Below are 12,633 nucleotides of genomic sequence, written 5' to 3'. Positions count from 1 at the left end.
GATGACCACGACGACCTCGCTGTCCGACCTCGACGAGCGCGAGCGCTACGTCGCCTACGAGACGCTGCAGCAGAGGATGCCGCAGGTGTGGGAGGCGATGCGCCGCGACCGTGCCATGGAGTCCGCCGTGGTGGTGCCCTCGATCAGCCTCGAGCGCACCACGGCAGGGAGCGGCACCCTCATGCAGGCGATGGAGGAACGGGCGCTCTTCCTCCTCCTGCTGCTGCGTCAGCCGATGCTGACCCTCGTCTACGTCACCTCCTCGCCGATCGAGGAGGACATCGTCGACTACTACCTGGGGCTGCTCCCGGGCATCATCCCGAGCCACGCGCGCCGTCGCCTGCGCCTGGTCTCGGTGGGAGACGCGTCACCGCGACCCCTCAGCGCCAAGCTGCTCGAACGCCCCAGGGTGCTGCGCGAGATCCGTGACCTGATCCCCGACCGCGATCTCTGCCACCTGATCCCCTACACGACCACTGAGCTCGAACGCGACGTGGCGCTCACCCTTGGGGTCCCTGTCTACGGGTCCGACCCCCGGCTCGCACCGCTCGGAAGCAAGTCGGGGTGCCGACGGCTCTTCGACGAGCTGGACGTCCGGGCGCCCGTCGGGTCCGAGGACCTCGCCACAGTGGACGACCTGGTCGGCGCCCTCACCGACATGCGGGTCCGCCGCCCATCGCTCACCGAGGTGATCGTGAAGATCAACGAGGGGGTCTCCGGCTCGGGCAACGCGTCGGTGGACCTGACCGGCGCCCCCGCGTCAGGGGGCCCCGATGAGGCAGAGGTGCTTCGCACGCGCCTCCTGGCCATGCAGCCCGAGGCGGTCGGTCTCGACGTGGCTGACTTCCTCGCTGCCTTCGAGCGGCTCGGCGGCGTGGTGGAGGAACGCATCACTGGTGCGACCCTGACCAGCCCGAGCGTGCAGATGCGGGTGCTCCCCGACGGCAGCGTCGAGCTGCTGTCCACCCACGACCAGCTGCTCGGCGGGGCGAGCGGCCAGCAGTACCTCGGCTGCGTGTTCCCCGCCGACCCGGCCTACTCCCGCAAGATCTCCGAGCCCGCGCTCGTGATCGGCCGGAGCCTGGCCGAGAAGGGCGTGCTCGGGCGCTTCGCGGTCGACTTCGTCGCCGTCCAGGACGCAACCGGCGAGTGGGACGCCTATGCGATCGAGCTCAATCTCCGCAAGGGCGGCACCACGCACCCGTTCCTCACCCTCCAGTTCCTGGCCGGTGGCGCGTACGACGGCGACGCGGGTGTCTATCGCACGGCGTCCGGTGCCGCGAAGTACCTCGTGGCCACCGACCACCTGGAGGACGACCGGTTGCGGGCCCTCACGACGCGGGACGTGTTCGACGTCGTCGCACGGCATCGGCTGCACTTCGACCACTCGCGGGAGACCGGGGTCGTCTTCCACCTCATCAGCTGTGTCACCGAGTGCGGGCGGCTGGGCATGACGGCGATCGGGGACAGTCCCGCCGAGGCATGGCGCATCTACCAGGACGCAACGTCCGTGCTGCTGGAGGAGGGGGAGCGGGCGACCGCCGAGGAGGCCCTGCCGACGTGAGCGGTGCCGCCGACACGCTGGTGTGGTACGCCGCGTTCGGCTCCAACCTGTCGTCCGCGCGACTCGCCTGCTACGTGAGGGGAGGGGTGCCGCGAGGGACAGCACGCGAGTACGAGGGCTGCCGCGACCCGACCCCGCCCCGCGAGCACCGCGCGATCACCCTCCCCGGTCGCGTGCGGTTCGCCGGCGAGTCGAGCGTGTGGGGAGGAGGGACGGCCTTCTACGCCCCCGGCACCCACGGGGCCGTGCACGCGCGCGCCTACCTCGTACGCCTGGAGCAGCTCATCGACATCGTCGCCCAGGAGACGCGCCACCCGGTCGGGCTGCCCCTGGTGCTCGCTGAGACCGGACCGACCTTCCACGGGCTCTCGCAGGTCTATGACGTCGTGCTCGACCTGGGCACGCTCGACGGTCATCGGCTCCTCACCCTCAGCTCGTCGCGTGATCACCGCGTCAACCCGCCGTCCGAGGCCTACGTGCGCACCTTCCTGGTCGGCCTGGCCGAGGGGTTCGACCTCGATGCCACGTCCCGGATCTCCTACCTGGCGCAGCTCGACGGGATGTCGCCCGCCTGGACGGAGGACCGGCTCCACGGACTGCTGTGACCGGGCAGCACCGGTCTACGCTCACCGCATGAGGTCGACGGTGCACTGGGCGATCGCCCACGGCCTGCCGACGCTGTTCCTGCGCCGGGCCGCCGACCAGGGCGACCTGCAGGCGCAGCTGATCCGCGTGGGTGCCGAGGGCACCGACGAGGTCTTCGACCTGATCGAGGAGATCCGCGGCAAGGGCCCGCTCTACCGCTCGCGGATCGGTCACGTCGCGACCAGCCACGCCGCCGTACGCCAGCTGCTCACCAGCGACGACTTCCGCACCGGCCTGCCCAACAACGAGGGCATGCTCGGCAAGGTCGCCCGATGGGCGGCGCCCGGCACGCTGCACCCCGTCCAGCCGCCGTCGTTGCTCGTGACCGAGCCGCCCGACCACACGCGCTACCGCAAGCTCGTGACCCGCGTCTTCACCATGCGCGCGGTGGAGAAGCTGCGCGAGCGCACCGAGGAGATCGCCGCCGACCTGCTCGACGCCCTCGAGGCGCGTGCCACCAGCAGCGTCGACCTCGTCGAGGCCTACTGCGCGCTGCTGCCGGTGACGGTGATCGCGGAGATCCTCGGGGTGCCGGAGGACGAGCGCGGCCGCGTCCTGGACTTCGGGTCGGCGGCTGCGCCCAGCCTCGACCTGGGGCTCGGGCTGCGGCGCTACCGGTCGGTCTCGCGGGCGCTCGCACAGTTCGACGCCTGGCTCGGCACCCATCTCGACAACCTGCGGCGCAACCCGGGCGACAACCTGCTCAGCCAGCTCGTCACCGTGCGCGACGAGGGCGAGGGCCTCAACGAGTCCGAGCTCAAGGCGACGGCCGGACTCGTGCTGGCCGCCGGCTTCGAGACCACGGTCAACCTCCTCGGCAACGGCATCGCGCTGCTGCACGACCACCCCGACGAGCGCGCCCGCGTGGTCGCCGACCCGTCCCTGTGGACCAACGTCGTCGAGGAGGCACTGCGCCTCGACCCGCCGGTCCTGCTCACCGGTCGGATGGCCCTGCGCGACACCGAGCTCGTCGGCCAGCCCGTACGGGCCGGGTCGATGGTGACCGCGATCCTCGGCGGCGCCAACCGCGACCCGGACGTCTTCGCCGACCCGCTGCGCTTCGACGTCGGCCGCGCCAACGCGCGCGAGCACATCGCGTTCTCGGCCGGGCGGCACCACTGCCTCGGTGCCCAGCTCGCGCGGATGGAGGGCGAGGTCGGCCTCCGAGCCATCTGGGACCGCTACCCCGACCTGCGCCTCGATCCCGGCGCCCGACGCCGCGAGACCCGCATCCTGCGCGGCTTCGAGACACTTCCGGCCACGCTGAGGCCCTGAGCGGGATACCGTCCCCCGGTGCCGACCCGGGGAGCAGCTCGCCTGCTCGTGCTGCTGCTCCTGTCCGTCCTGGCGTACGCCGTCCCCGCGGCGGCGGACGAGCCGGTGCCGGTCCCGGTGCTCGACGTCGACTTCCCCGACCCCGCCGTGGTGGACACGCCGAACGGCCTGGTCGCCTACGCCACCGGTGACCGGGTGCCGCACGCGTGGGCCCGCGACGCGGACGGTCCGTGGCGGCGCGGAGCCGCCGTCCTGACCCACCGACCGTCGTGGTCGCGCGAGGGCGGCGTGTGGGCCGTCGACGTGGCGCGCGTCGAGGGACGCTGGCTGCTCTACTACGCGACCCCGGTGCAGGGAATGGGCGAGCACGGTCGGTGCATCGGCGTCGCGCGGTCCGACTCGGCGCGCGGTCCGTTCCGACCGGTCGGCAAGGCCCCGCTGGTCTGCCCGTCCTATGCCGCGGCCCCTGCGGCGCAGGACCCGCTGCTGCCCCGGGACCCGACGCTGCCGCGGGCCGGGGTGATCGACCCGTCGTGGTTCCGCGACGCCGACGGGACGGCGTACCTGCTCTACAAGACCGACCGGCTCCCCTCGACGGTCCGCATCGTCGCGCTCACCCCCGACGGGCAGTCGGTGCAGCCGGGCGCGACGAGCCTCGAGCTGGTGCGCTCGGCCGGGGTGCTGGAGAACCCCGTCCTCACCCGGCAGCCGGAGGGCTACGTCATGCTCGCGTCCGAGGGTGACTGGACGCGCTGCGGCTACCGCACCTCCTGGCGACGCTCCACCAGTCTGCTCGACTGGTCGGCGGCCGAGTCGGGCCTCCTGCTCGACACGGCGACCACCGGACTCTGTGGTCCCGGCGGCGCCGACCTGGTGGAGGACCGCGGCGGTCGCACGGTGGTCTTCCTCCACGGCTGGACCTGCCGCGACAGCGCCCTGCCGTGCGCGGGCTCCGGGAAGTGGGACCACAAGCCGCGTGCCCGTGGACGACGCGCGTTGTACGCCGTCACGCTGGGCTGGGTCGGCGGGCTTCCGCAGGTCACCGGATGGGTGCGGCCCCGGTGATCGCGGGGTGACAGGTCAGTCGAACCAGGCGCGGTCCATCGCCACGATCCAGCGCCGCCGCGGGTGCTCGGTGACCGACCAGAGCCGGTCGGTGGACGGCCAGTAGCTGAGGTCCTCGGGGCCCATCGGCAGCGCCCAGCGCCGCATCCTCATCGAGCCGGGCTCGCCGGCACACATGGTCCCGGGCATCCAGGGGCCGTGCGAGACGGTGACGTGGAAGCGACCGGCCGCGATCACGGCGCCCTGCATCTGCCGCACCCCGCCGTCGTCGATGGCGAGCGGCCGGGAGAACCCGTCGTCCCCGACCGCGAGCTGCCACGTCTGCGGGTCGAGGGGATAGCGGGCCAGCCGTGTGGTGGCGTCCGGGTGGTGGGCGTACTCACCGGCGACGAGGGCCGGCGGCTCGGAGCGACGGTCGAGCGAGAGGAAGGAGTAGCGCAGCTTCTCGTGGCCCTCGTCGGTGAAGGCCTGGTAGGTGAAGCGGACCGGCAGGACGTAGCGGTGGCCGAAGGAGTAGAGCCTCGACCCCTCGATGCCGAGCTTGTCCGGGTGGTCGTCGTCGCCGGGCACGCGCATGATGTCGTCGACCCGCGCCGTCACGAAGCCGCGGTTGGTGGCCGCGATGTGCAGGTAGGGCCCGGCCCAGACGATGCCGCCCGCGTGGATGTTCATCGGCCTCAGGGTGAGCCGGCCGGCCTTGTCGAAGACCGGTGACACGAGCAGCACGTGGCGGTACTTCCCCGAGTCGAGGTCGACGAAGGTGACCCGTGACCCGCGCTTGATGCCGTCCTTGCCGGTGCTGTACCAGGTCGTCACGACGATGCGGCGCCCCCCGATGTCCTCGGTGTCGGAGGCGTCGGCGCTCGTCGAGATGCCCTGCGGGTACCAGAGCTCGTCCCGCTCGTCGTAGGCGTCCCAGCGGTAGGCCTCCCGCACTGCCCGGCCCAGCAGTCGCGGCACCCGCGCCCGCCGTACGTCGTACTTCAGGTCCGCGAGCACCCCGTCGAGCCCGGCCGGCTCGCCCAGGACCTCCGAGAGCGCGGCGATCTCGCGGACGTTCTCGTCGGTGCGCTGCAGATGCACGCCCTGGACGTAGGGCGACTCCGAGGCGGTGGACATGGGCTCGACCCTAGCCACGGGTGGATCGCGTCATCGACAGTGGAGCCCCGCGACGCTGGGTCCGTCTGCGGGCTCCACTGTCACCCGCGGCAGGTGGACAATGGTCCCCGTGAGAGCCATCTTCTTCGACGAGGACGACGCCCGGGCAGTCGTGGCGCGGCTGCGGGCCGACGGCTTCGAGGCGAGCGCGGAGCGGGAGCGGCTCGCGGGCGAGGACGACGACGAGGGGCACCCGTGGGCGGTGGTGAGCGACGCCCCGGCCTTCATGCTGGAGGTCCTCGTCGACACCCACGACGGCTGGCTGGACGAGGGCGAGGAACAGGAAGCCCCGTCTCCGCCGTTACGCCTCCCGATGGCGCCCAAGCGGATCAAGCGCCCCGACCTAGGCTGAGGAACATGTCTGACCACCGACTCCTGCTCGTGCACGCCCACCCCGACGACGAGTGCATCGGCACCGGAGCCACCATGGCCCGCTACGTGGATGAAGGCGTCGGCGTCACCCTCGTGACCTGCACCGCCGGTGAGATGGGCGAGGTGCTCGTCCCGGCGTTGTCCTACCTCGCCTTCGAGGACAAGGGCGGGCTCGGCGAGCACCGTCGCGGCGAGCTCGAGGAGGCGATGAAGGTCCTCGGCGTCACCGACCACCGCTTCCTCGGCGGCTTCGGCCGCTTCCACGACTCCGGCATGGCCTGGCACGAGGAGGGCCACGCGGTCGCGGCCGAGGAGATCCCCGACAACGCCTTCTGGACGGCCGACCTCAACGAGGCCGCCGACGAGCTGGTGAAGGTGATCCGCGAGGTCCGGCCGCAGGTGCTGGTCACGTACGACCAGTTCGGCGGCTACGGGCACCCCGACCACATCCAGGCCCACCGCGTCGCGATGTACGCCGCCCAGCTGGCGGCCGCGCCCTCCTACAAGCGCGAGCTCGGCGAGCCCCACGACATCGCGAAGATCTACTGGACGGCGATGAGCGAGTCGCGGATGCGCGCGAGCCTGCGTGAGCTGCGGGAGTCCGGCGACACCGAGACCTTCAAGGGCATGGAGCCCGACGGCAAGCTGCCGCCGTTCGTCACGCCCGACGAGCTGATCAGCGCCCGCGTCGACGGCTCCAAGACCGTCCAGCGCAAGATGGACGCCCTCGCCAAGCACGACACACAGGTCGAGACGGAGGGGGGCTTCTTCTCCGGGGCCGAGAGCGGCCACGCGTGGTGGGCCGAGGAGTTCTACCGCCTGGTCAGGGGCACCGCCGGCCCCACTGACGCCGACGGGTTCGAGGAGGACCTCTTCGCCGGTCTGTGAGGACCCTGCTGGCCGCGGTGCCGGCACTCGCGGTGGGCGCGGTGTCCGGCGCGGCCGGCACCCTGCTGCACCAGCACTGGTGGGGGCTGGCGCTGGCGCTCGGCACGGGCCTCGTCGTGCTCGCGTGGCTCCCGCCCGGCGTCGTACGCGTCGCCTTCGCGGTGGGGTGGTGCCTCGCTGTGCTGCGCGGCGCGCTGGCCCGTCCGGCGGGGGGCTTCCTCATCGCCGCCGACGCTCCGGGCTGGTCGTTCATGGCGGGCTCGCTGGTCCTGCTGGTCGCCGCCCTGGCGACCGTGCTCGCCGGCCGTGACCACGCCGAGGATCACGGGCTTCGGGGTCCGGCCACCTAAACTCGCGGCGTGGCGAAGAACCCGAAGGGCACCGACGGACAGCCCCGCGACAAGGCGGGCGCGTCCGTCGTCGTCTGGCTGCTGCTCGGGCTCGTGGTGCTCTTCGGAGGGCTGTACGTCGCCGCGCACTACGTCGCCGGCGACAAGGTCGCCCGCAACACGACCGTCTCCGGCGTCCGCATCGGCGGGCACTCCCAGGACGAGGCCGCACAGGTGCTGCAGGCCGGGCTGGCCGACAAGGTGGCCCGCGACATCGCGACCACCGTCGAGGGCGCCCCGGTCGCGATCGATCCCGCCGCGGTCGGCCTGGCGGTCGACTACGAGGCCTCCGTCGCCGAGGCCGGCGGCGAGGAGAGCTGGGACCCGGTCCGCCTCTGGAACTACTTCACCGGTGGCGACACCTACGAGGCCGAGACGACCGTCGACTCCGCCGCCTTCAACGCCTACGTGGTCGGGCTCGACGAGCAGCACGGCACCCCCGCCCGCGACGGCGCCGTGGCCTTCTCCGGCAACCAGGTCGACACGACGAGGGCCCGCACCGGTGCCGCACTCGACCCCGCCGACACGCTCGCCGCGCTGCAGGCGGTCTTCCTCGAGGACAACCCGTCCCCCGTGGCGCTGGAGATGTCCGACGTCGTGCCCGCGATCGACGAGGGGGACGTCCAGGAGGCCCTCGACACCTTTGCCTCTCCCGCGGTCGCAGCGCCGGTGACCCTCAGCTTCCAGGGGTCGAACGTCAAGGTCTTCCCGGCCGACTACTCCGCCGCCCTGAGCCTCGTCCCGACCGACGGCGAGCTCGTCCCCACCCTCGACGCGAAGGCGCTCTCCGAGGTCGTCGCCTCCAGGGTCACCAGCGGCGCTCCGGTCGACGCCACCGTCGCGCTCGTCGGTGGCCGCCCGCAGGTGATCCCGGCCAGGCCGGGCGTGACCTTCGACCCGGCCGAGCTCGAGGCGGGCTTCCTCGGCGTCGTCGCCAAGCCGCAGGGCGAGCGCACCCTCGCGCTCACCGCGAAGGTCGCCAAGCCGGCGTTCACGACGAAGGACGCCCGGGCGCTCCGGGTCACCGAGCAGGTCTCGAGCTTCACGACATACTTCCCCTACGCCGAGTACCGCAACATCAACATCGGCCGCGCCGCCGAGCTGGTCAACGGGACCCTGCTCAAGCCCGGCGAGACCTTCTCCCTCAACGGCACCGTCGGCGAGCGCACCGAGGCCAACGGCTTCACCAAGGGCTACGTCATCAGCGACGGGATCCTGATCCAGGACCTCGGCGGCGGCGTCTCACAGATGGCCACGACGACCTTCAACGCGATGTTCTTCGCGGGCCTCGAGGACGTCGAGCACAAGCCGCACTCGTTCTACATCGACCGCTACCCGGTCGGTCGCGAGGCGACGGTCGCCTGGGGTGCGGTCGACCTGCAGTTCCGCAACGACACGCCCTACGGCGTCCTCATCCAGGCCAACGTCACGCCGTCGACCCCGACGACGTCCGGCGTCGCGACGGTCAGCATGTACTCCACGAAGTGGTGGGACATCACGACCACCACGGGCGAGCGCTACAACCTCACCCAGCCCGAGACGCGCCGCATCGACAGCCTGACCTGCCACGCCAACGAGGGCTACGGCGGCTTCGACATCGACGTGGTGCGCTACTTCACGCCGGTCGGCGAGAACACCGAGACGCGTGAGGACGAGGTCTTCAACACCACCTACACCCCCAGCGACACGGTGATCTGCACCAACCCCGACGCCGTCGACGAGTGACCTACGGCGTCAGCCGGGGCAGGTCGCGCGGGATCCGCAGCACGTCGCGGTGGTCGCCGATGCGGCCGAGCTCGACGTCCCACGAGCGGTGGTCCGCGGCGGATCGACGTGCCCGCGCGGTCTAGGCTCCCGCCATGTTGGTGCACCTGCGGCTGAACGTCCCGACCGCACTGAGCGCCGACGTCGTCGACCTCCTGCTCCACGAGGACCGGTCCGCCAACCTGACCGTCCACCATGGCGCGTCCCTGTCGCCGGTCGGTGACCTGATCGAGTGCGACGTGGCGCGGGAGCTCGCCGGCGAGGTCATCGGCCGGCTCAAGCAGCTCGGCCTCCACGAGTCCGGAGGGATCGTGGTCACCACGCCGACGGCGACGCCCTTCGCCGCTGCCCGACGGCTCGAGCGCGCGGCCCCCGGCGATCCGGACGATGCCGTCATCTGGGACACCGTGATCGAGCAGTGCTACGCCGCCAGCCGGCCGACCGTCTCCTACTACATCTTCTTCGTCCTGGCCTCCCTCCTCGCGGCGATCGCGGTGATCACCGACTCGGCGGTGCTGGTGGTCGGCGCCATGGTCGTCGGGCCCGAGTTCGGCACCGTCGCGGCGGTGGCGGTGGGCCTGGTCTTCGGCCGGTTCCGGTTGGTGGTCGGGGCGCTGCGGCTGCTGGCGACCGGGATCCTCATCTCGATCGTCGTGGTCGCGGTCCTGGGTCTGCTCGCCGGCCTGACCGGCCTCGTGACCGCCGACATGGTCACGCGTCCGCGTCCGCAGACGGGCTTCATCTGGCACCCCGACCGGTGGTCGTTCATCGTCGCCCTCATCGCCGGCGCCGCGGGGGTGCTGGCGATGACGACGGCCCGCGCCAACGCGATGGTCGGCGTCTTCATCTCGGTGACGACGATCCCCGCGGTCGGCAACCTCGCGCTGGCCATCGGCGTCTGGGCGCCCTCGGAGATGCGCGGCTCGGCGGCGCAGCTCGCGGTCAACCTGCTGGGCATGGTCGTCGCCGGGATGGTGGTCGTGGCGCTCCAGCGGCTGCTCTGGGTGCGCACCCTCGTCGCGGCTCAGCGCCTGTTCAACCGGGTCGATCAGCGCCAGACGAGGTAGCGATTGAGGTGGTGGGTCCTGAACCCGAGCCGCTCGTAGAGCGCCAGCGCCGCCTCGTTGTCGCTCTCCACGTGCAGCCACGCGGTGCGCGCGCCGCGCGAGGCACCCCAGTCCAGCAGCTCGCCGATGGCGCTCGTCGCCCACCCGCGGCGGCGCTGCGCGGGCTCGACGTGGAGCGAGTGCAGGCACAGCCAGTCGCCGTCCAGCGAGGCCTCGCCGGACACGGCCCCGTCCCGCAGGCGGACCGTGAGGCGGTCGTCCTGCTCGATCACCTCGGGCTCCTCGGCCGATCCTCGGTGCAGCGCCCGCATCGCGCCCGCCACACCGGCAAGCATGGTCGCCGAGTCCCCGACGCCGAAGGCCTCCCACCCGAGTCCGCGGAGCCCGCTCTCGACCTCGCCGTCACGCTCCACCTGGGCGAGCGGCGTACGTCCCAGGAGCTCGTACGACGACCGCACGCGCGTCGACGCCTCGTCGAGCGACGTGCCCGGGTCGCCCATCGCGAGTGCTGAGTTGCCCCGCTTGAGCAACCGTCCGCCGATCGGCGGCGAGCTCCGCACGACCCACTCGCCGATCGGCTCGCGGGTGACCTCGGGCCAACCGGCGAACGTGTGCAGCTCGATGTCGCGGGCCGGGACCCGGGCCCGCACGGACGCGCGCGGCGGGACGGGCTTCCCGGTGACGACGTCGGACAGCGCGACGACGACCGGGCCGTGGCCGTCGCGGTCGAGCGTGAGCGCTCCGTCGCCCCACGCCGTACAGGTGCCGAGGACGTCGGTCGCGGAGCCGTCGGGGAGCAGGTGGCGCACCACGATCCGCTGCCCGACGACGTGCGGACCGAGGCCGTGACGGCCCATGCCCGTCTCGTGTGACTGGGGTTCCGGCGCGTCTGGCATGTCGAGATACTAAGGTTGACCGCGTCCCACCCCGTGCCCCCTCAGGAGGATCCGGTGACCTACGTCATCGCCCAGCCGTGCGTCGACCTCAAGGACCGCGCATGCGTCGATGAGTGCCCCGTCGACTGCATCTACGAGGGCAAGCGGATGCTCTACATCCACCCCGACGAGTGCGTCGACTGCGGTGCCTGCGAGCCGGTGTGCCCGGTCGAGGCCATCTTCTACGAAGACGACACCCCGGAGGAGTGGAAGGGCTACTACGACGCCAACGTGCACTTCTTCGACGACCTCGGCTCGCCCGGCGGCGCCGCCAAGATGGGCGTCATCGACGCCGACCACGCGCTCGTCGCCGCGCTGCCCCCGCAGGAGCACGACGAGTGACCTCCTCCCAGGCCAGGGGCCCGGTCTCCGGCCGGCTCCCGGACTTCCCCTGGGACAGGCTCACCCACTTCGCGGCCACGGCGCGCGCCCACCCCGACGGGGTCTGTGACCTCTCGGTCGGCACACCCGTCGACCCCACGCCCGCCGTCGTCCAGGACGCGCTGCGAGCCGCAGCCGACGCGCCGGGCTACCCGACGACCCTCGGCCTCGAAGCCACGCGACAGGCGGCGATCGACTGGCTGGCGCGCCGCCACGGCGTGACCGGCCTCGGCCTCGACGGCGTGCTCCCCGTCATCGGCTCCAAGGAGCTGATCGGCTCGATGGCGGTCCACCTGGGCATCGGCCCGGGCGACCTGATCGGCTACCCGGCGCTGGCCTACCCGACCTACGAGGTGGGTGCGGCGCTCGCCGGCGCCGACAGCCTCGCCACCGACTCGCTCACGGCGTTCGGGCCGCGCACGCCGCGCCTGCTGTGGCTCAACAGCCCGGCCAACCCCAGCGGCCGGGTGCTGCCGATCGAGCACCTGCGGAAGGTCGTCGACTGGTGCCGCGAGCGCGGCACGCTCCTCGTCTCCGACGAGTGCTACATCGAGTGCGCCTGGGAGGGGGAGCAGCCCCTGTCGGTCCTCGACCCCCGGGTCAACGGCGGCTCGCTGACGGGCATCCTCGCCGTCCACTCGCTCTCCAAGCGCTCCAACCTCGCGGGCTACCGCTGCGCCTTCGTCGCCGGCGACCCGGCGGTGGTGGGGGAGCTGCTCGCGGTCCGCAAGAACCTCGGCCTCCAGATGCCCGGCCCCCAGCAGCACGCGATGATCGCCGCGCTCGACGACGACGACCACGTGGCCGAGCAGCACGCCAGGTACGCCACCCGCCGGGCCGCGCTGCGCGGTGCGCTGGAGTCTGCGGGCTTCCGCATCGACCATTCCGAGGCGTCGCTCTACCTCTGGGCACAGCGCCGGACAGGAGCGGGCGCCGAGGCCTGCTGGGACACCGTCGCGTGGCTGGCCGAGCGCGGCATCCTCGTCGCCCCCGGTGAGTTCTACGGGCCGTCGGGTCGCGAGCACGTCCGGGTCGCCTTCACCGCGACCGACGAGCGCGTCGCCGCCGCGGTCGCACGCCTCACCGCCTGACCCACGGGCCTCACCAGCCCCGGCCTGCAGGCGCAGGGG

General features: G+C 72.3%; 13 protein-coding genes. 11 read left to right on the top strand and 2 right to left on the bottom strand.

Features of this window, described 5'->3' with window-relative positions; all coding sequences use genetic code 11:
• The first annotated feature begins 1 nt into the window (after position 1).
• From BM127_RS00750 to BM127_RS00735, 4 genes are read left to right on the top strand one after another with little or no spacing between them, the layout of a single operon-like run.
• Positions 2-1,564, top strand: a complete 1,563-nt coding sequence (locus tag BM127_RS00750) for a peptide ligase PGM1-related protein (protein WP_091193089.1) — start codon at positions 2-4, stop codon at positions 1,562-1,564.
• Positions 1,561-2,169: a hypothetical protein gene (locus tag BM127_RS00745; protein WP_091193087.1), complete on the top strand. Its 609-nt coding sequence runs from the start codon at positions 1,561-1,563 to the stop codon at positions 2,167-2,169. The genes BM127_RS00750 and BM127_RS00745 overlap by 4 nt, the downstream gene beginning before the upstream one ends.
• A gap of 28 nt (positions 2,170-2,197) precedes the next feature.
• Entirely contained in the window at positions 2,198-3,484 is a 1,287-nt protein-coding gene (locus tag BM127_RS00740) for a cytochrome P450 (protein WP_091193086.1), read from the top strand.
• Positions 3,485-3,502: 18 nt separating this feature from the next.
• On the top strand, positions 3,503-4,549 hold the full coding sequence (locus BM127_RS00735; protein ID WP_091193084.1) for a family 43 glycosylhydrolase: 1,047 nt from the start codon (positions 3,503-3,505) through the stop codon (positions 4,547-4,549).
• Between the two features lie 15 nt (positions 4,550-4,564).
• Here the strand turns inward: BM127_RS00735 and BM127_RS00730 are convergent, their stop codons facing one another.
• Entirely contained in the window at positions 4,565-5,668 is a 1,104-nt protein-coding gene (locus BM127_RS00730) for a hypothetical protein (protein ID WP_091193082.1), read from the bottom strand.
• Positions 5,669-5,777: 109 nt separating this feature from the next.
• Between BM127_RS00730 and BM127_RS22055 the strand changes: the two genes are divergently transcribed.
• The 5 genes from BM127_RS22055 to BM127_RS00705 all read left to right on the top strand — a co-directional run bounded on the left by BM127_RS22055 (position 5,778) and on the right by BM127_RS00705 (position 10,187).
• Positions 5,778-6,059, top strand: a complete 282-nt coding sequence (locus BM127_RS22055) for a hypothetical protein (RefSeq protein WP_231263145.1) — start codon at positions 5,778-5,780, stop codon at positions 6,057-6,059.
• 5 nt (positions 6,060-6,064) lie between these two features.
• Entirely contained in the window at positions 6,065-6,967 is a 903-nt protein-coding gene (gene mshB / locus BM127_RS00720) for an N-acetyl-1-D-myo-inositol-2-amino-2-deoxy-alpha-D-glucopyranoside deacetylase (RefSeq protein ID WP_175507294.1), read from the top strand.
• Positions 6,964-7,317: a hypothetical protein gene (locus tag BM127_RS00715; protein ID WP_091193080.1), complete on the top strand. Its 354-nt coding sequence runs from the start codon at positions 6,964-6,966 to the stop codon at positions 7,315-7,317. The genes mshB and BM127_RS00715 overlap by 4 nt, the downstream gene beginning before the upstream one ends.
• Positions 7,318-7,326: 9 nt before the next feature.
• Positions 7,327-9,081 carry a VanW family protein gene (locus BM127_RS00710; RefSeq protein ID WP_091193079.1) on the top strand — a complete coding sequence of 585 codons (1,755 nt, stop codon included), beginning with the start codon at positions 7,327-7,329 and terminating at the stop codon, positions 9,079-9,081.
• A 134-nt stretch (positions 9,082-9,215) separates the two neighbouring features.
• Positions 9,216-10,187 carry a DUF389 domain-containing protein gene (locus tag BM127_RS00705; protein ID WP_091193077.1) on the top strand — a complete coding sequence of 324 codons (972 nt, stop codon included), beginning with the start codon at positions 9,216-9,218 and terminating at the stop codon, positions 10,185-10,187.
• On the opposite strand, the gene BM127_RS00700 is transcribed toward BM127_RS00705, so the two are convergent.
• Positions 10,169-11,083 carry a GNAT family N-acetyltransferase gene (locus BM127_RS00700; RefSeq protein ID WP_091193076.1) on the bottom strand — a complete coding sequence of 305 codons (915 nt, stop codon included), beginning with the start codon at positions 11,081-11,083 and terminating at the stop codon, positions 10,169-10,171. The genes BM127_RS00705 and BM127_RS00700 overlap by 19 nt on opposite strands.
• 54 nt (positions 11,084-11,137) lie before the next feature.
• On the opposite strand from BM127_RS00700, the gene fdxA reads away from it, so the two are divergent.
• Both fdxA and dapC read left to right on the top strand, forming a co-directional pair.
• The gene (fdxA, locus tag BM127_RS22460; RefSeq protein WP_091193074.1) at positions 11,138-11,464 is read left to right on the top strand and encodes a ferredoxin; all 327 of its coding nucleotides are present in this window, start codon (positions 11,138-11,140) and stop codon (positions 11,462-11,464) included.
• On the top strand, positions 11,461-12,594 hold the full coding sequence (gene dapC / locus BM127_RS00690; protein WP_091193073.1) for a succinyldiaminopimelate transaminase: 1,134 nt from the start codon (positions 11,461-11,463) through the stop codon (positions 12,592-12,594). Before fdxA ends, dapC begins: the two co-directional genes overlap by 4 nt.
• Positions 12,595-12,633: the final 39 nt, after the last annotated feature.

It is taken from the genome of Nocardioides alpinus (assembly GCF_900112035.1).
Lineage (GTDB): Bacteria > Actinomycetota > Actinomycetes > Propionibacteriales > Nocardioidaceae > Nocardioides > Nocardioides alpinus.
Note: the sequence above shows the minus strand (reverse complement) of the source record. Positions and strands in the feature narration are given on the sequence as shown.